The sequence below is a fragment of the Variovorax sp. FG153 genome, from assembly GCF_057809595.1.
The window spans coordinates 114,161-133,060 of record NZ_JBMDKG010000011.1; the positions used below are offsets into that span (position 1 = coordinate 114,161).

Annotated in this window: 15 protein-coding genes and 1 tRNA gene; 5 read left to right on the forward strand and 11 right to left on the reverse strand. The window is 65.0% G+C overall.

Annotated elements, in window-relative coordinates:
* The first annotated feature begins 12 nt into the window (after positions 1-12).
* From ACODT0_RS14940 to ACODT0_RS14955, 4 genes are all read left to right on the forward strand, one after another.
* A complete protein-coding gene (locus ACODT0_RS14940; protein ID WP_489041610.1) occupies positions 13-4,569 on the forward strand; it encodes an RHS repeat-associated core domain-containing protein in 4,557 nt (1,518 codons plus the stop codon).
* Positions 4,566-4,907, forward strand: coding sequence for a hypothetical protein (locus ACODT0_RS14945; protein WP_057594921.1), 342 nt, complete (start codon positions 4,566-4,568; stop codon positions 4,905-4,907). The genes ACODT0_RS14940 and ACODT0_RS14945 overlap by 4 nt, the downstream gene beginning before the upstream one ends.
* A 126-nt stretch (positions 4,908-5,033) precedes the next feature.
* Positions 5,034-6,158, forward strand: a complete 1,125-nt coding sequence (locus tag ACODT0_RS14950) for a hypothetical protein (RefSeq protein ID WP_489041611.1) — start codon at positions 5,034-5,036, stop codon at positions 6,156-6,158.
* A gap of 256 nt (positions 6,159-6,414) precedes the next feature.
* Positions 6,415-6,681, forward strand: a complete 267-nt coding sequence (locus ACODT0_RS14955) for a hypothetical protein (protein ID WP_489041612.1) — start codon at positions 6,415-6,417, stop codon at positions 6,679-6,681.
* Here the strand turns inward: ACODT0_RS14955 and ACODT0_RS14960 are convergent.
* From ACODT0_RS14960 to ACODT0_RS14980, 5 genes are all read right to left on the reverse strand, one after another.
* A complete protein-coding gene (locus ACODT0_RS14960) occupies positions 6,678-6,983 on the reverse strand; it encodes a hypothetical protein (RefSeq protein WP_057594919.1) in 306 nt (101 codons plus the stop codon). The genes ACODT0_RS14955 and ACODT0_RS14960 overlap by 4 nt on opposite strands.
* Positions 6,984-7,069: 86 nt before the next feature.
* Positions 7,070-7,528 (reverse strand): hypothetical protein, encoded by a 459-nt coding sequence (locus ACODT0_RS14965; RefSeq protein WP_489041613.1) that lies wholly within the window; start codon positions 7,526-7,528, stop codon positions 7,070-7,072.
* Positions 7,529-7,773: 245 nt separating this feature from the next.
* Positions 7,774-8,106: a hypothetical protein gene (locus ACODT0_RS14970; RefSeq protein ID WP_216087416.1), complete on the reverse strand. Its 333-nt coding sequence runs from the start codon at positions 8,104-8,106 to the stop codon at positions 7,774-7,776.
* A 119-nt stretch (positions 8,107-8,225) separates the two neighbouring features.
* Positions 8,226-10,085 carry a DNA/RNA helicase domain-containing protein gene (locus ACODT0_RS14975; protein WP_479670493.1) on the reverse strand — a complete coding sequence of 620 codons (1,860 nt, stop codon included), beginning with the start codon at positions 10,083-10,085 and terminating at the stop codon, positions 8,226-8,228.
* A complete protein-coding gene (locus tag ACODT0_RS14980; RefSeq protein ID WP_057594916.1) occupies positions 10,082-10,504 on the reverse strand; it encodes a nucleotide pyrophosphohydrolase in 423 nt (140 codons plus the stop codon). The genes ACODT0_RS14975 and ACODT0_RS14980 overlap by 4 nt, the downstream gene beginning before the upstream one ends.
* 245 nt (positions 10,505-10,749) lie before the next feature.
* Here ACODT0_RS14980 and ACODT0_RS14985 point away from each other — a divergent pair, with 245 nt between their 5' ends.
* A complete protein-coding gene (locus ACODT0_RS14985; protein WP_489041614.1) occupies positions 10,750-11,979 on the forward strand; it encodes a restriction endonuclease in 1,230 nt (409 codons plus the stop codon).
* Between the two features lie 89 nt (positions 11,980-12,068).
* Here ACODT0_RS14985 and ACODT0_RS14990 read toward each other — a convergent pair.
* From ACODT0_RS14990 to ACODT0_RS15015, 6 genes are all read right to left on the reverse strand, one after another.
* Positions 12,069-12,144 (reverse strand) — tRNA-Thr (locus ACODT0_RS14990).
* Positions 12,145-12,169: 25 nt separating this feature from the next.
* Positions 12,170-13,183, reverse strand: coding sequence for a class 1 fructose-bisphosphatase (locus ACODT0_RS14995; protein WP_261216704.1), 1,014 nt, complete (start codon positions 13,181-13,183; stop codon positions 12,170-12,172).
* A gap of 43 nt (positions 13,184-13,226) precedes the next feature.
* Positions 13,227-15,944 (reverse strand): aminopeptidase N, encoded by a 2,718-nt coding sequence (gene pepN, locus ACODT0_RS15000; protein WP_489041615.1) that lies wholly within the window; start codon positions 15,942-15,944, stop codon positions 13,227-13,229.
* Positions 15,928-16,614, reverse strand: coding sequence for an HAD family hydrolase (locus ACODT0_RS15005; protein WP_296731094.1), 687 nt, complete (start codon positions 16,612-16,614; stop codon positions 15,928-15,930). Before ACODT0_RS15005 ends, pepN begins: the two co-directional genes overlap by 17 nt.
* A 49-nt stretch (positions 16,615-16,663) precedes the next feature.
* Positions 16,664-17,768 (reverse strand): peptide chain release factor 2 gene (gene prfB / locus ACODT0_RS15010; RefSeq protein WP_172705610.1). Its coding sequence is split into 2 segments (ribosomal slippage): positions 16,664-17,686 and positions 17,688-17,768, totalling 1,104 coding nucleotides; the frame shifts between segments, so codons are not numbered across the junction.
* A gap of 179 nt (positions 17,769-17,947) precedes the next feature.
* Positions 17,948-18,769: a MetQ/NlpA family ABC transporter substrate-binding protein gene (locus ACODT0_RS15015; protein WP_261216701.1), complete on the reverse strand. Its 822-nt coding sequence runs from the start codon at positions 18,767-18,769 to the stop codon at positions 17,948-17,950.
* Positions 18,770-18,900 lie beyond the last annotated feature (131 nt).

The following is an 18,900-nucleotide window of genomic DNA, read 5'->3' on the forward strand; positions in this document are numbered from 1 at the left end:
TCGCCATCGACCATGCCCGGCCAACCCGCAGCGCGCCTGCACGACCCCATTGCCCACACCAACGCGCATGCGCGCTTCTGGGCCAAGTTCGCCGGCGGGCTGATCGGCGGCATCGCCGTGGGCTTCGCGGCCGGCGTGGCCGTGGCGGCCGTGGTCGGCACCGGCGGGCTCGCGGGGCCGCTGGTAGCGGGCGCGGTGGTGGTCGGCGCGCGCATGGCCGGCGGCTACGTGGGTGCGAGCATCGGCGAATCGATCGCCGATGCGCTGGTGCCCGAGACGCTCACCGTGACCGGCGCCATCACCAGCGCCTCGTCGGACGTGTTCGTCAACGGCAAGGCCGTGGGCGCGGCGCGGGCCTCGCCCGACATTCCGATGGACACCGTGAGCTGCTCGCGCGACTCGCCGCAGATCCTGCTGGCCGAGGGCGCCGAGACCGTGTTCATCAACCGCGGCGTGGCCTCGCGCAAGGACGACCACACCGAGTGCGGCGCCAAGGTCAGCGAAGGCTCGCCCAACGTCTTCATCGGCGGGCCGACCGCGCGCGTGCGCGAGGTGGCCGACGAGGTGCCGCTGATCTCGAAGGTGCTGGTGACCGTGTTCAACGTGGTCATGATCTATCGCGGCCTGCGCTGCCTGCCGAAGCTCGCGCGCCAGGGCCGCCAGGCATTGCCTTGCCTGATCGAGGGCGCGGTCGGCGTCGGCCTGGGCATCCATGGCCTGGTGAGCTCGTTCGGCAACCCGGTGCATGCGGCCACGGGCGCCAAGTTCCTCGGCGGCGAGGGCGAGCTCGATTTCAGCCTGCCGGGCCCGCTACCGATCGCGTGGCAGCGCTTCTACAACAGCCGCGACCTGCGCCACGACGGACCGTTGGGGCAGGGCTGGAACCTGCCGTACTCGATGCTGCTGCGCCTGGGGCAGGGGCATGACGGGCAGCGGATGCTGACGCTCGTCGACCGGCAGGGTCGCGAGTTGCCGCTTCCCGACATTCCCGCCGGCTCGCGGCGCCATGACCCGTGCGAGGGCGTCGAACTGTGCCGAACCGAGAGCGGCCACTATTTCATCCACGTGCCCGGCGGGCTGTTCTACATCTTCGAGGCGCCGCCGGCCGATGCGCCGACGGGTTGCACGCTCAGGCTGGCAAGGCTCGAGGACCGCAACGGCAACTTCATTGCATTGAGCCACGATGCATCGGGCCGGCTCGCCGAGATCGTCGACGGCACCGGTCGCCGCATCGTGCTCGAGCACGAGGAGCGCACGGGCGCCGCGCGGCTGTGCGCGGTGCACCTGGCGGCGGGTGCCCGCGGCGAGACGCCCGGCCTGCTGGTCGCCTACCGCCACGATGCCGAAGGCAGGCTGGCCGAGGTGAGGGACCGCGCCGGCGCCGCGACACGCCGCTTCGGCTATGACGGGCAGGGCCTGATGCGCTTCCATGCCGATGCGGCGGGCCTCGAATGCCACTACGAGTGGACCGGCGTGAATGCCGAGGCTCGCGTGCGCCGGCACTGGACCAGCGACGGCCGCCGCTACGAGGCGAGCTACGCGCCGCCGCGCGCAGGCCAGGCTTTCGGCGAAACCCGCGTCGTCGACAACCTCGGGCGCGTGCTGCTGTGGCAGTGGAACGACGCGCACCAGCTCGTTTCGCACACCAACGCGCAAGGCCAGCGCTGGCAGGCGCGCTATGACGAGCTGGGACTGCTGGCCGCGCTCACCGAGCCCGATGGCGCGACCATGCGGTGCGACTACGACGCGCAAGGTTTTCCCTGCAGCCGCACCGATGCGTTGGGCCGCACCTGGCGCACCGGCTGGACCGACTTCGGCCTGCCGTGGCACGAGACCCTGCCGGATGGCAGCGCCTGGACCTACGCCTACAGCGACGAAGGCAACCTCGTGCGCGAGACCGATCCGCTGGGGCATGTCACCGAGTACGCCTACGACCGACGCGGCATGCCCGTTCGCGTCACCGACCCCCATGGCGGCAGCCAGAAGCTGCGCTGGAACGAGCGGGCGCAGCTCGCGGCCTTCACGGACTGCTCGGGCAGCACCACGCGCTACGACTACGACGGCTGGGGCTACCTTGCGGCCGTGACCGACGCGCTCGGCCAGCGGACCCTGCTCGCGCACGATGCCAGGGGCCGGCTGCTGTCGGTGTCGCGGCCCGACGGCAGCCATCAGGGCTTCGAGCGCGACGCCGCGGGCCGCCTCGTGGCCGCGACCGACGCGCTGAGCCGCCGCACGCACTTCGTGCTCGGTTCGCGCGGCGAGCCGATGCTGCGGCGCGACGCGGAGGGCCGCCAGATCGCCTGGCACTACGACGCCGCCGGGCGACTGCAGCGCCTGGTCAACGAGAACGGCCGCGCCTTCGAGTTCGTGCGCGACCAGGCCGACCGCATCGTCGAGGAGCGTCGCGTGGATGGCACGCGCGTGCAGACCGAACACGACGCCAACGGTCGCGTGGTGGCGGTGACGCACTGGCCCGGCATCGGCGACGAAGACCTCTCGCTCGACCCCGCCGCGCAACCGCGCCGGATCGCGCGGCCGCTTCGCACCGAGCTGGTTCGCGACGCCGCGGGCCGCCTGCTCGAGAAACGCACCGCAAGCCATCGCTATCGCTACCGCTACGACCTGCTCGACAGGCTGGTCGAGGCGCTCAAGCTCGAGGTGGTGGAGGGCGAGGGCGCATCGGCCACGCTGCGTCCCCTGCATCGCACCTGCCTGGCCTACGACCGCCTCGGCCGCATCGTCAGCGAGATCGCCATCGACGAGCGCAGCGGCGAACGCCACGCACTGCATCACGAGCACGATGCCTTCGGCAACCGCACGCGCACCGTGCTGCCCGCGCTGGATGGCGCGGGCGGCGCCAGCGGTGCGGACGACGGGCGACGCGTGCTCGACTACCTCCACTACGGTTCGGGCCACCTGCACCGGATCGACTTCTCGCACGAGTCCGCGGGCGAACCCGCGCGGCGACGTGTCGTGTGCGACATCGAGCGCGACGCCCTGCATCGCGAGGTGGCGCGCAGCCAGGGTGCGCTGTCGCTGCGCTTCGCGCTCGATCCGCTCGGGCGGCGCAGCGCGTCGTGGTGCCGGCCGGGCGCGCTGCCCGGCGCCTTCTCGACCGCCGACGAGGATTGGCGGCGTGCGATGGACAGTGTCGGCACCGCCGATGCGCGTGTGCTCGATGGCCTGATGAAGGAGTACCGGCACGATGCCGTGGGCGAGCTGCGCGGCAGCCGTCATTCCATAGAAGGCGCGACCGGCTACCGCTATGACGCGACCGGACGCATCGAGGAGCGCGTGCGCATCGTCGGCGCGGCGCAGCAGCCCGATCGCGCCGATCGCGGCGACCGGCACGAGCGCTTCGGCTACGACCCCGCGGGCAATCTGCTCGACGCCGCCGCGACCTTCGCGCCGCCGCAACTGCGCGACAACCTCGTGCGCGTGAGCGGTGCCCATCGCTACGTGTATGACGGCCACGGCCGCCTGGTCTGCAAGAAGTCGGGGCGGCACACCGAGCAGCGCTTCGACTGGGACGACGAGAACCGCCTCGCCGCCGTGCACACGACGCGGCGACCGCACACGCCCGAGGCGATCAGTCAGACCACCCGCTTCGACTACGACGCACTCGGGCGACGCGTGGCCAAGCGCGATGCCTTCGGGCACACGCGTTTCGTCTGGGAGGGCATGCGGCTCATCGAGGAGCGCCGTGGCGGGCAGGCCGTGGCCTACGTCTACGAGCCCGGCAGCTACGTGCCGCTCGCGCGCCTGGAGGCATCGCCGCCCGAGGCCGGCGGGCGGCACGGCGGGCGCATCCGCCACTTCCACACCGACACCGCGGGCCGGCCCGAGGAGTTGAGCGACGAGCAGGGCCGCCTCTGCTGGCGTGCCAGCTACCGGACCTGGGGCGCGACCGTCTCCGAGCACTGGGAACTCGCCACGCTCGATGGCCGGCCGGCGCTGTCCGCAATGCCACGGGACGACGATTCGCCGCGCATCGAGCAGAACCTGCGCCTGCAGGGGCAGTACCTCGACCGCGACACCGGCCTGCACTACAACACCTTCCGCTACTACGACCCCGACATCGGCCGCTTCATCGGCCCCGACCCGATCGGCCTGGCCGGTGGCATGAACCTGCATGCCTATGCGCCGAACCCCATCGCGTGGATCGATCCCTGGGGCCTCAACACCCTGGAGAAGGGCTCGCCGCTGCCCGATGCCGCCAAGGTGTATCGCGTGAGCACCGACGGCCCCTTCAACTTCGATTTCAACGCGCGCGAGCTCGATGCGATCGGCAAGGGCAAGCTCAATCCACCGGGCGTGTCGGTGATCCGCGCCAACAGCGCCGACGAGGCCATGGGCATCTGGAACAAGGCCTTTCCCAACCGTCCCGCGGCCAGCGTGGGCGAGATCGGCGCGGCCGACCTGCGCGCCACGGGCTTCGACGTGATTCACGACCCTTCCAAGGGCGCGCTGGGACAGAATCACGCCAGGCTGATCCATCCCGAGGGCGTGGATGGATTCAATGCGAACAAGGGAAAGCTGCTCAGCGCATTCAAGGGATGCGCAGGATGAACATGATCGACCACATCGTTTCGCGCCGCGGCGGCGAGGTGTACGCCACCGTCGAATTCCTTCCGGACGAGAAGATCGACTTCTTCTTTCGCGGGCGCTTGCTGCGCAACGACTTCCCCGCGGAGCTGCTCGCGCTCGTCGCCGAATACGAGGGCATCGTCGAGGACATGGTGTTCTCGCTCGTCGACGAGGTCGAGGAGAGGATTTACGCCTATGACCTCGGGTTGCGCGAGATGGGCGTGGGAGTTTTCAATCTCTCGATAGGCACGCATGGCGAGATCTCGTTCTTCACGAAATACCCGACTGGCAGCGGCTTCAAGGACCGGTATCCGGGTTGAGGCGCAAGCAGTAGACGACGAATAGCTGCGTCTACACTCGTTCCAAACAAAGCTTTCGGCCGCCGGGAGACGGTCGATAGCGACTCGTGCGCTGCGCGAGCTTCCGCAATTTCCGGAGGGATTGGGATGAGGTTAGTGAAGGCGAAGCAGGAGCTGGTTCATCGGATTCGGCTGAACGAGGCCTCGGGGAACGCGCTTACGAAGCAAGGGCTTGCGAAGTACCTGTCCTTGTTTGCCGAATACGTCGTTCGGAATCCAGTGGCCCTCGCCACATCCGCGGCACTCACGCTCGGAGGATTGCTTCTTCTGGGGTTCTTTCTTCGCATTGGGTTCATGCCGGATGTCGATCTGGCGGGGTCCATGGCACTGCTTTTTGCCGCAGCTCTTGTAGGCATCGGCACTCTGATCGCGCTGATACTGGCCACCGTCCTACCCGGCGTGAGCATGCGCTACCTGCTTGATGACGCGAAGATCCCGGTGAACTGGTCTTCGGTGCTGGCTACGGCCGGACCTGCTGTCTTGTCGATCACCCTTGCGGTCTTGTCGCCGTTGATGCTTGAGCCGGCAAAGAGACCGAGCATCTGGGTGATTTCCCTGGGTTGTTGGGCGATCGCGCCCATCTTGGGAATCAGTTTGATCTGGTTCGCTCAACGCCGTGCGACGCCATTCACTTGGCGTGCGCAACTTCAGAAGATATGGCCCTTTTTTGTGTCCAGTGTCCTGTGGACCCTGGGACTTTTCCAGGTCTTGCAGGCAGCCATTTACATGGGAGTGGACAGCCCTCATCCGCAGGTCCTCACGATCGTTCTTCTTGCGGTCTGGCTTCTTCTGATCGGGGCGATCAATTTGTTCATGACGCGGATACCGCTGCGGGTATCGCTGATCGTCGGGCCTATCGCAGGGATTTTTAGCTTGGCTGTCTTGGCTCTCCTCACAAGCAGCTATTCGACGGTGTCGGCAACGACGATGAGGATGCTCGGCATCGGCGACATCCCCAGCACCAACCTGCTCCTCACAGCTGATACCTGTCAAGCATTGAGCGCGGCACCGGGCACACTGCATTGCGAAGCCTTGCCCGATAAAGCGACGGCGGGAGTACTCAAGGACGTCACCATCCTCTCGCGCATCGGTTCGAACGTCGTCGTCGAAGGCCAGATTCCCAAAGCAGATCCAACGCAACCGCGGCCGCGTTTGATCCTTCGCAAAGAGGCCGTGATCGCGTGGACCATGCCCGGCACCAAGGGCCGCTGACCTGGCAACAACCGCGCGCTCCTGCGCGTTCTTGTTCTTGTCACGGTCGTGCCACTGAATTCGACCGGCCCACAATTGTTCACTTCCAAGGGCTGGCCTTGCCCGCCTTCTCTGCCTACATTCCAAGGGGTCACGCCCCGCGCAAGCTCCCTTGGCAAGCGCGAAGGCGAGGCACAAAAGGCGACGGCCGAGGTGCGCTAACACCCCGGCCGTCTAACCAAGTGACGTGCATTACTTTGGAAAGGCAGCACACCAAATGGCTGAAGAGATTATGGCCGGCGCCCCCGCGCCTTCCGCGTTCATCCCGCCCACAACGCCGGACGCATTCGATCTACTCGAGAACAAGTTGTCTCAGCTGCATGCGCTGCTGAGCAGTTGCTACGGCATGGGCAGCGACTGGTTCGAGGAGATAGGCCCGAGGCGGCGCGACATGATGTTGTGGATCGCCTCGGACCTCACGCGCGACGCTGAATCCCTTCTGCAGGAGGTGGCGCCTCAGGTGCTGCGGGGCTCAGGCGCCTAGAGGCCGAACACCGCGACCGTCGCCCAGAATGCCAACCATCCTGCGCCGAAGGCTATGAGCGACATGCCCAACAAGAAGGCAAGCAAGTAGCCGAACCGCTTCGGTCCATCCGCGGCGCGGGGTACGCACCACACATAGATCGCGACGGCCCAAGCCAGCAGAAAAACGAGCGATCCTGCGGCAATGCTGCCTGAGACAGGCACGATCTCTCGCCGGTCGAGCCATGTGACGCCGAGGTTGAGCAAGGGAATCGCGGCGGCCCACAGAAAAACGTTGAGAGCGAGTCGAGAGCCGACCTTCATCGGATCGCCTCCCCTTTGTAGTAGTACTCCGGCATGGGGCTTTCCCACCCGGGCGCTTGGTAGCCCGGTGTGGGAACGAGCGGTACTTAGCCCATCACGCTCTTGAGTAGACCGGCCACGTAAGAGCTGCTGTTGTATTCCCCCGAGCGCATCTGCGAGCCACGCACGTTCTTGGGTGCGGAATAAGGGGCCACGTAGCTGGCAAAGCGCTGCGAGTTTTCGATCAGCTTGCGTGCGAATTCCTGGCGGCTCATGCCTGCTGGAGGATTCAAGGGAATCCGCACTTTCGCTCCACCGGGCAGCGAGTTCTCGTACTTGTTCGTCCTGATCAGCTTGAAGTTGCCCACCCCGGCTTCGGTGAACGTCGGCTGCCCATCGATGACGGTGATGCCGCTGTAGGCGTCGTCGATGATGATTGAGAAATGAAGATCTGGTGGATCAGGCCAGCTGACGTATCCCGCCAATCCAGCTGCGACACGGCCATACAAGGTGACGGTGGGCTCGGAATGCTGGGCTTGAGCTACGGATGCTGCACTCGAAGACATAAGTACTCCCTAGTGTGGCGGCTCTCGAACGAGAGCGCGAAACATCATATGACGTGAGCTCGTCGCTGCGTCAATCAGGCTATGAGTGCACGCGGACAGGTCACTCGATGTGCCGCCGATCGTCGCGCGGATGGCGGTTGGTTCGATGACGTTGACCTGAGATGTCTAGGTCTGCCGCAAAGGATGAGGGCGATCTTCTGACGCGCGATGCGTCAATCCCATGATCAGGGATCTCGATGGCGCGTTCAGCAGCCCAGGCGCTGCTTGATCTCGCGCAAGCGCAGCGAGTGGGCCGAGAGAAATTCCGGCCCCGCATCTTCCTTGGATGCGCCGCGATAGCTGATCTGCCCGATGTCGTCGTTCGACGCGCGCGGCCCCGTGTGGCAGGCCGGCGAGCAGTAGCGGCAACCGTTGACCTGCCGGTAGAACGCCCTTGCCGTCTGCATCGCCGAACGGCAGTCTTCGTGCCAGTCGAGCGACAGCGTGTTCACCGGATGCGGCCAAAAAATGCACCCCTGTGCGTGTACCTCATGGTCGCCATTGAGTTGTGCGGTCTTGTTGACGCAGTACTGTGGCATTTCGATCCTCTTGGCCCCTTTGCTTGGGGAGGATCGTAGGAGGGAGAGGCGGGGAGGTGAACGTCACTCCGGGTGATTGACATTTGTGGCCCGCTTCCATACGGGTCAGGCAAACGCTTTCAGTGTCCGGAAATTCGAGATCTAAAGTATTCAGTCGTCTCAGCGTCGCTGCAGTAGATGTAGCAGCCCTTCATGCCACGCGTCATGAGCGTACGGTAGGTGTTCTTGATGATCAGAGCAGCCAAGGCCTTGGCCTTTTCGGGCGTGGCCTTCACCTGTGTCTTATAGCCGCGCAACGTCTTGTCGTGACGGTCCCGCGCTTCAGGCACGGTGACGACTTCGCCATCTCGCACGATCAGATCGGGGCCGATGATCACGCCGATGTACTCGACTTCGAGGCCTTGGCAGGTATGGATACAGCCGACTTCGTTGATCGAGTTGGGCGCGACGATCCACAAGCTGCCATCGACATCCAAGTTCCAGCGCCTGCGATAGTCCGAGCCGATCACGATGTCGAAGGATTGCGGGCTCTTCTTGCTGATCCAAGGCCAGCAGTAGCCGGCAACCACGCGGGCGGCATTCGTCGAGTTCTTTTGCTCGATGGCGGCGTGGAGCGCGCCGGGTGTATCGAAGACACGGAATTCGAAGCTCGTATCCGTGAGCGTCTTGTTGGCGGTTTCGCGAACGTCGAGCGTGTTGTCGAGCCAAGCGATGTAGCCGTCCGATCCGCTGCACCTGAACTGAGAGGCTAGTTCGTGTTCGAGCAACTCGGCACCTTTGCCGCCGCCGAAGCCGCGGATCGCTTCCTTGGTGCCGATGTCGCTCATCGCGACACGCTGGTCCTCATCGATGAAGAACACAGTGCACTTGGAAGCAGCGACCAATTCCTTGATTTGGTTTTCGCCGAGGTTGCCGTAGAGGCCACTCTTTTCGTTCAGCCGGTGAGCTTCGTCCACGATCAGGACGTCGAAGGTATTGGCAGGCGTATCGATGAAACCGCCAGAGCCTACGAATAGATTCGAGTACTGAGTGCGCCGCATCGTGCCTGCCAGCTTGCTCTCGTACACCCGCCGGGGTGCGGCGTTCTTAGAGACGTACTTGCAGTTGAGCCCCGCGCTCGTCAGCGCGACCAGTGCGTTGATGGCCAAGACCGTTTTGCCGGTCCCTGGTCCTCCTTCGACGATCACTACCTTGGGATGCGTTGCAGATGCGGAGCGACCGGCCGCCAAGATGTGTTCGTACGCTTCCTTCTGATCGTCGATCAGGATGAACTCGGCGTTTCCTTTGAGCAGTCCCGCCAAGCTATCGCTCAAAGCCTTCGACGGTCGAATCCTTCCGTTGACCAGCTCATACAGGACTTTCGGATCGCCGTACTTGATGTGCTGCTTGATGAAGGTCCGCAGTTGGCTGCGCTCGGTCTCGCCCTTGAGGAACAGCGGGGCCTTCTCGATGTAGCCAGCGTAGTGATCGGAATCGATCACGCCATCGCGTTCGTAGTTGTGCAGGTATGCGCAGGCCTGGACGCCGATATCGCCCGTGTGCACCGCTTCGTTGAAGCCTTCGAGCAGGGAGGCGTACGACCATGCTTGGTAGGAAGGGTGGACTACTTCGCGCTGGCCCTTGCCCAAATAGGTGGTGACCAGGGCATCCTTGGTGGAAGCCCGCACCTTCTCCCATTGCTTCAGCTCGACGATCACAACCTTCTTTGATTGATCGGCGTCGCGACCCGTGAGGCTGATGTCGATGCGCTTGGAACTCTGCGGGATGTGAAGCTCGACTGCGACGCCCACGTCATCAGGGATCAACGGGTCGCGAAGAACCTTCGACATGTAGCCCAAGGATTCTTTCCACGCGCGCATCTCTGCCGTGGGAACCTTGCGGCCTGTCACGCTGTGGTACTTGCCGAGGATGACGTCTTCGATGTCCCTGTCGTCGTTGTCGCTGAGGAACTGACCTTTGCTGGCTTCGTAGACGATCACTTCGGATTCGCTCCGGGGGCCACGTTGGTGTCGTTGCTCTGGGCTTTCCGACTGCTGCCTCGGACCTTGTCTGCGGGGTAGCGAAGCTCGTTGGACCGCAGCTTTTGCTGCACGGCTGCATTCAAGTCGACGCCGAGGACCGAAGACAAGCGGACGAGGTACAGCAGCACGTCGGCGAGTTCGTCTTGGACAGCTTGCGCGGTTTGCGGGTCGGAGCCGGCCTTGACGGATGCCTCTTCGGACATCCACTGAAAGATTTCGTTGAGTTCGCCGACCTCGCCGGTCAGCGCCATGACCAAGTTCTTAGGGGAGTGGAACTGGGCCCAATCGCGCTCGGTCGCGAACTGGTCGAGCTTCGCAGCAAGCCCTGCGACGTCGACGAGAGGAGCGTCTCGCCCCGGACTGTGGACCTCGGTCACTTGAAATTCTCTGGTTTCCCCTAGCACGGCATCGAGCCAGGGGCGGGTTTCAGAAGCGGTTTCGAGAAACGAGTGTATCTAGCGATGAGGGCGATTCGTTGCTTCTCCCTCTGGGAAAACCCAGGGAAGACCCAAAAGGGGCAACATTGTTAAATTCGATGCCTTCAGGCTTAAAGCAAAAAGATTGGCTCGACCCGGCCTTGTCGAGGCCTCCGCATGGGACCTTCGCTCTTCTCCGCCTCGACATGACTCGCATATTCAGCTTTGAGGATTTGCCGACCGCTGACCTCGTCGTGGACGCCATCTATGAGGGCGGTAGCGCACGAAATACGGGAAGCGATCCGATTGCGCGCTTGCTCCCTGGGGCAGGCAACCAAGGCGGGTTTCGTGCGTCTGGCCTAGGCTCCCAGAAGAAGTTCGTGGTTCTCTACTCCAGCGGAGAGGAGGGGGACTGGCCCGACCGACTGGATCTCAATACGGGTCAGTTCGTGTACTACGGTGACAACCGCACGCCGGGCCATGACCTTCATGACACCACGCGTCGCGGCAATCTCATCTTGAAAGCTGCCTTCGAAAGCGCACACGGAGGTGTGGCGAAGAGATCGCAGGTCCCTCCGTTCTTTGTCTTCACGAAATGCCCGACGGCAAAGAGCAACAGATCCGTTCAGTTCAAGGGGCTCGCGGTGCCAGGCTTCTCGGGGCTGCCTATGACGGAAGACTTGGTCGCGGTATGGAAGACGACCTCGGGCGAGCGGTTTCAGAACTATCGCGCAGTCTTCACGGTACTGAACACGCCAGTTGTTCCGCGAGCTTGGATCAACGGACTCTCTGAATTCGGCTCGGTACTTTCAAGCGCGCCTAGTGCATGGCGCTCATGGGTCGAATCGGGGGTCTATAGCCCTCTGACCTCCGAGCCCACGAAAGTGATTCGAACAGAGGAAGAGCAAACGCCAGACACGGAGCTGAAGAAAGCAATCCTTGAACAGGTGTGGCGGCATTTCAAGGATTCGCCCTACGCCTTCGAATCGTTCGCTGCGCGGATCTATCAACTGACTGACCAACGTGTGGTCATTGACGAGATCACCCGAGGCAGTGTGGATGGTGGGCGAGATGCCGTCGGCAGGTATCTGCTGGGTTTGAGTGCTGACCCGGTGTACGCAGAGTTTGCTTTGGAGGCAAAGTGCTATCGCCCGTCATCTGGGGGCATATCGGCGAATACGGTTGGAGTGCGTGAGGTCGCTCGATTGATTTCGCGCATTCGGCATCGACAGTTCGGCGTACTCGTGACCACGTCCTGGGTCGCAAGGCAGGCGTACGCAGAGGTGAGGGACGATCGTCATCCCATCGTTTTCATCTCGGGTCGAGATATCGCCGAGGTGCTGATCAAGTCTGGCTATAGCTCTGGCGAGCGAGTAGCTGATTTGCTTGCTGAGTGGCCTGTAGGCACGAACGACAGCCCACAAGATCCGATCTAGCTTGCCCGCGCCGGATCTCCCAGTTGCCTTGGTGAGTTCGGGCAAAGAAAAAAGCCCCGCTATCTTTTCAATAGCGGGGCTTTCTAGATTGGTGCCGGAGAGATGAATCGAACACCCGACCTTCTCATTACGAATGAGCTGCTCTACCGACTGAGCTACACCGGCGAAGCCTTCGATTATAGCGAGGTTTTCAGTCCTTTTGAGCGTGGTACTGGGTCAAACGCTCGACTTCGTTTCGCGAACCCAACATCACGCTGACGCGCTCGTGCAGCTTGGTGGGCTGCAGCTCCAGGATGCGCTGCTTGCCGTTGGTGGCGGCGCCGCCGGCCTGTTCCACCAGCCAGCTCATGGGGTTGGCCTCGTACATCAGGCGCAGCTTGCCGGCCTTCTCGGGCTCGCGCTTGTCCCAGGGGTACATGAAGACGCCGCCGCGCATCAAGATGCGGTGCACGTCGGCCACCATGCTGGCGATCCAGCGCATGTTGAAGTCCTTGCCGCGCGGGCCTTCCTTGCCGGCCAGGCATTCGTCGATGTAGCGCTTCACGGGCTCGTCCCAGTGGCGCATGTTGCTCATGTTGATCGCGAATTCCTTGGTGTCGGGCGGAATCTGGATGTCTTCCTGGGTCAGCACGAAGCTGCCCTGCTCGCGGTCGAGGGTGAACATGGCGACGCCGTTGCCCACGGTCAGCACGAGGGTGGTCTGCGGGCCGTAGATGCAGTAGCCGGCGGCCACCTGCTGGGTGCCGGCCTGGAGGAAGTCGCCCTCCTGCACGCCGGGGTGGCCCTCGGGCTTCTTGAGCACGCTGAAGATGGTGCCGATGCTGACGTTGACGTCGATGTTGCTGCTGCCGTCGAGCGGGTCGAACATGAGCAGGTACTCGCCCTGCGGGTAGCGGTTGGGCACGACGTAGATGCTGTCCATCTCCTCGCTGGCCATGGCGGCGAGGTGGCCGCCCCATTCGTTGGCCTCGATCAGGACCTCGTTGGCGATGATGTCCAGCTTCTTCTGGATCTCGCCCTGCACGTTCTCGCTCTCGGCGGTGCCGAGCACGCCGCCCAGGGCGCCCTTGTTGACGGCCTGGCTGATGCTCTTGCAGGCACGGGCAACCACTTCGAGCAGCAGCCGCAGCTGGCCGGGGATGAGGCCGTCGGCGCGCTGCTGTTCGACGAGGTAGCGGGTGAGGGAAATCTTCTGTTGAGCCATGAGGGTTCTTCGGTTTCTCTTCGATGCGTTGCTTGTGTGCGGATCAGCTGCCGGCCAGGGCGCGGGTCACGACTTCGTGGGTGTCCTTGCTCAGGTCGGGCTTGGCGGCCACGCGCGCGATGGCTTCGCGCGCGGCGCTGCGGTAGGGCTCGGCGAGCTTGCTCCAGCGGTCGAGGGCGCGCGCGAGGCGGGCGGCCACCTGGGGGTTGAGGGCGTCGAGCTCGATGACGCGCTCGCTCCAGAACACGTAGCCGGCGGCGTCGGGGCGGTGGAAGGCGCCGGGGTTGGCGCTGCAGTAGCTGAAGATGACGCTGCGCGCGCGGTTGGGGTTCTTCAGCGAGAAGTCGGGGTGCTTCATGAGCTGCTTCACTAGCGGCAGGATGTCGCCGCCGCGGTCGCTGGCGCCGGCCTGCAGCGAGAACCACTTGTCGATGACCAGGGCCTCGTTCTTGAACAGGGCATGGAAGCGCGCGAGCGCCTGCGCGGCCAGGGTGTGGCCCGAGGAGACGAGGGCGTTGAGCGCGTTGAAGCGGTCGGTCATGTTGCCCGCGTCCTTGAAGCGCTGCAGGGTCTTGCCGGGCCAGACGGTGTCGCCCGACGAGCGCGCGGCCAGGCACAGGAAGTTGAGCGCCATGCCGGCCAGGGCGCGGCGGCCCGAGCTTAGCGGATCGGGGCTGTAGGCGCCGGTGTCGTGGTGCGCCTCGTAGGCCTGCTGCCAGTCGCTGAACAGGGCGGTGGCGAGCTGGGCGCGCATGGCTTCGCGCACGAGGTGCACGCGCTGCGGATCGACCACGTCGAGCTGCTCGGCGATGTAGGTTTCCGACGGCAGGGTGAGCACCAGCTCCTTGAAGGCCGGGTCGAGCTGCGGATGGCGCAGCACGCTGCGCATGGCTTCGAGGTAGGCCTCGCCGAGCACCGGGGTGGTGTCGGTGGCCAGGGCGGCGATGCCCTGCAGCGCGGCGCGCAGGCCCAGGCGCTGGCCGGCTTCCCAGCGGTTGAAGGGATCGGGGTCGTTGGCCAGCAGGGTCAGCAGCTGGGCGTCGCTGTACTCGAAGTCGAGGATCACCGGCGCGCTGAAGCCGCGCAGGATCGAGGGCACGGGCTCGGCGTCGAGGTTGGTGAAGGTGAACTGCTCGCCGGCGCGCGACAGCACCAGGGTGCGGGTGCCGGCGCTGCCTTCGGCCTCGCCCTCGAGCTGCACGGGCAGCTCGCGGCCGCTGGCGTCGAGCAGGCCGAGGTTGAGCGGGATGACGAACGGTTCCTTGTTGGGCTGGCCCGGGGTGGGCGGGCAGCTCTGCAGCACGCTGAGGGTGTAGCTGCGGTTGGCGCTGTCGTACACGCCGCTGGCCTTCAGCCGCGGGGTGCCGGCCTGGCTGTACCAGCGCTTGAACTGGGGCAACAGGCGCGCGAGTTCGGAGTCGGGGTTGGCGTCGGCGATGGCCTGGGCGAAGTCGTCGCAGGTCACGGCCTGGCCGTCGTGGCGCTCGAAGTAGAGGGTGATGCCCTTCTCGAAGCCCTTGCGGCCCACCAGGGTCTGCATCATGCGCACGACCTCGGCACCCTTCTCGTAGATGGTGACGGTGTAGAAGTTGCTGATCTCGATGTAGCTGTCGGGCCGCACCGGGTGGGCCATGGGGCCGGCGTCCTCGGGGAACTGGGCCGTGCGCAGCACGCGCACGTCTTCGATGCGCTTGACGGCGCGCGCCGAGGCGTCGGCGCACAGGTCCTGGCTGAACTCCTGGTCGCGGAAGACGGTGAGGCCTTCCTTCAGCGAGAGCTGGAACCAGTCGCGGCAGGTCACGCGGTCGCCCGACCAGTTGTGGAAGTACTCGTGGCCGACCACGCTCTCGATGTTGCTGTAGTCGGCGTCGGTGGCGGTGGCCTGGTTGGCCAGAACGTACTTCGTGTTGAAGATGTTCAGGCCCTTGTTCTCCATGGCGCCCATGTTGAAGTCGCTGGTGGCCACGATCATGAAGCGGTCGAGGTCCAGCGGCAGGCCGAAGCGGGCCTCGTCCCACAGCACCGAGTTGATCAGCGAGTTCATCGCGTGCTCGGTCTTGTCGAGGTCGCCGGCGCGCACGTACACCTGCAGCAGGTGTTCCTTGCCGCTGCGTGCCTTGATGCGCTGCTCGCGCGCCACCAGCTTGCCCGCGACCAGCGCGAACAGGTAGCTGGGCTTCTTGAAGGGGTCGACCCACTTGGCGAAGTGGCGGCCCTCGGGCAGGTCGCCGTGCTCGACCAGGTTGCCGTTCGACAGCAGCACCGGGTAGGCGGCCTTGGCGGCGCGCAGGGTGACGGTGTACATCGCCATCACGTCGGGCCGGTCGAGGAAGTAGGTGATGCGGCGGAAGCCCTCGGCCTCGCACTGCGTGAAGAAGGTGTCCTCGCTCACGAACAGGCCCATCAGCTTGGTGTTCTTGATGGGGCAGCAGGTGGTGAAGAGCTCGAGCTCGAACGAACCTTCTTCCGCCGCGGGCAGGCCGTCGAGCACGAGCTGGTCGCCTTCCATGCGGAACGAGGCGCCCTGGCCGTTGACCAGCACGCGCGCGAGGTTGAGCTCGTCGCCGTCCAGGCGCAGCGGCTGCGCCGGCACGTCGGGGTTGCGGCGCAGGCGCATGCGGTTGAGCACGCGGGTCTTGGCCGGGTCGAGGTCGAAGGTGAGGTCGACGGTGTCGATCCAGAAGGCCGGCGGTGCGTAGTCTTCGCGGCGGATGGCGTTCGGTGCGGCTTGGGCACCGCTGAAATCAGGCAGCAACGGCATCGAGGGTCTCCAGAAAATTCGAATGGGCGAGTTCGTTGTAGTCGCGCACGGCGGCGATCACGTGGGGGCCGGCGAGTTCGGTGGCGCTGTGGGTGCTGCACACGGCCACGGCGCGCATGCCGCCGCGGCGCGCGGCCTCGATGCCGAAGGGGGCGTCCTCGAACACGATGCAGCGTTCGGGCGCCACGCCGATGCGGCGCGCGGCCTCGAGAAAGATGGCGGGCGTGGGCTTGCCGCTGAAGCCTTCGTCGCCGCCGACGATGGCCAGCGGCAGCGGGTCCATCTTCAGGCGCGACATGGCGAACTCGATGTTGTGGCGGTCGCCCGCGGTGCCCACGGCCACCTTCAGGCCGCGCGCGACGGCGGCCCTGGCGAAGGCGGTGAAGCCGGCGACTTCGGTGAAGTTGTCGCTGAACATCGCGCGGTAGATCTCTTCCTTCTCGTGCACCAGCGCCTGGCACTCGTCATCGGACAGCTCGCGCTCGAACAGCTCGCGCATGCACTCGGCGCCGGTGCGGCCCGTGGTGCGCGCGAGGATGTCGCTCACGTCGAGCACCAGGCCGTGGCGCGCCACGAACTCGACCCACGAGCGCGCATGCCAGGGCATGGAGTCGATCATGGTGCCGTCCATGTCGAAGATCAGGGCTTCGACCTTGCCGTTGAGGTTCATGCGGGGCTGCGCGGGTGGTTGCGGTGGTGACGAAAAGGAGGAGGCGGGATCAGACGCCCTGCTTGAGCGAGGCTTCGATGAACACGTCGAGGTCGCCGTCGAGCACCTTCTGGGTGGCCGAGATCTCGACGTTGGTGCGCAGGTCCTTGATGCGGCTGTTGTCCAGCACGTAGCTGCGGATCTGGTGGCCCCAGCCCACGTCGGTCTTGCTGTCCTCGAGCTTCTGCTGCTCTTCCATGCGCTTGCGCATCTCGTGGTCGTACAGGCGCGAACGCAGGCGCTTCCACGCCACGTCGCGGTTGCTGTGCTGGCTGCGGCCGTCCTGGCACTGCACCACGATGCCGGTCGGGATGTGCGTGAGGCGCACGGCCGAGTCGGTCTTGTTGATGTGCTGGCCGCCCGCGCCGCTGGCACGGAAGGTGTCGGTGCGCACGTCCGCCGGGTTGATCTCGATCTCGATGGAGTCGTCGATCTCGGGGTAGACGAAGATGCTCGCGAAGCTGGTGTGGCGCCCGCCCGAGGAGTCGAACGGCGACTTGCGCACGAGGCGGTGCACGCCGGTCTCGGTGCGCAGCAGGCCGAAGGCGTAGTCGCCCTCGACCTTGATGGTCGCGCTCTTGATGCCGGCGGTGTCGCCCGGGGTCTCGTCCTCGAGCTGGATCTTGAAGCCCTTGCGCTCGGCGTACTTGGTGTACTGGCGCAGCAGCATGCTGGCCCAGTCGCAGGCCTCGGTGCCGCCGGCGCCGGCCTGGATGTCGACGAAGGCGTTCAGCGGGTCGGCCGGGTTGTTGAACATCCGGCGGAACTCGAGCTGCTTGATGTCGGTTTCGAGCGTGGCGGCGTCATCGGCGATGGCCTGCAGGCCGTCGACGTCGCCTTCCTCCTTCGACATCTCGTAGAGCTCGGTGTTGTCCGCGAGGCCGCTGGTGAGGCGGTCGAGCGTGACGACGACGTCGTCGAGCGACTTCTTTTCCTTGCCCAGCTCCTGGGCCTTCTTGGGGTCGTTCCAGACGTTGGGATCTTCGAGCGATGCGTTGACCGTCCTCAGACGTTCGGCTTTGGCATCGTAGTCAAAGATACCTCCGGAGATCCACGGTCCGGGCGCTCAGGTCCGCAAGCGTTGCGCCGATCTGGTTGATTTGTTCTGCGTCCATGGGGTGGTCCTGACTGTGTGGGTTGGCGAGGGGAGGAGAGGCGTGCCCTCCAGGGAACCCGCCATTTTCTCACGGGTGGCGGATGACCCCATGGGCAGTGCCATTCCAGTGCCGCCAAAGGCGAAAAGCCCCCTGGGCGCGGCGCGCGCAGGGGGCCGGGAGGGCGTGGGGCGGCGGCGTCAGAACGCGGGAACCAGCGCGCCCTTGAACTGGGTCTCGATGAAGCTCCTGACCTCGGGCGACTGGTAGGCCGCCACGAGGCGTTTGGCCCAGGGCTTGTCCTTGTCGGCGCGGCGCACGGCGATCAGGTTGGCATAGGGGCCCTTGGGCGATTCCTTGATGACGGCGTCCTTGTTGAACGAGAGGCCGGCCTTCTCGGCGTAGTCGTTGTTGATGGCGGCGATCGCGAGGTCGTCGAGCGAGCGCGGCAGCTGCGCGGCGTCGAGCGGCACCAGCTTGAGCTTCTTGGGGTTGGTCACCACGTCGAGCGGGGTGGCGGTGTTGTTCTTCACGGCCTCGGGTTTGAGCGTGATCAGGCCGGCCTGCTGCAGCAGCAACAGCGCGCGGTTGCCGTTCGACGGGTCGTTCTGGATGCCGACCGCGGCGCCCTCGGACAGCTGGTCGATGCTCTTGAGCTTCTTCGAATAGAAGCCCAGCGGCGCGGTGATGGTCAGGCCCACGGGCACGAGGTCGAAGCCGCGCGCCTTGATCTGGTTGTCGAGGAAGGGCTGGTGCTGGAAGGCGTTGGCGTCGAGGTCGCCGGCCGCGAGCGCGGCATTGGGCAACTGGTAGTCGTTGAAGACCACGACCTGGACCGTGAGGCCGTCCTTGGCGGCGACCTTCTTCACCACTTCGAAGATCTGCTCGGCGTTGCCGACCGAGATGCCGACCTTGACGGTGTTCTTGTTGTCCTGGGCCTGGGCGCCGCCGGCGATGCCGCCGAGGAGGGAAGCCGCCAGGGTGGCGGCAAGGAGGCCGCGGCGGCGAAGGATGCTGTGCATGGTTGGAGTGGCGCTGCGCGCTCGAAAAAGAAAGGCGCGAATGTGGCAGCACGCGGGCGCGATGGGAACGAACCAATGCGCATATCCATATGGGAGCCCCTGCTCGCTTTATGGTGTATGTGGTTGAAGGT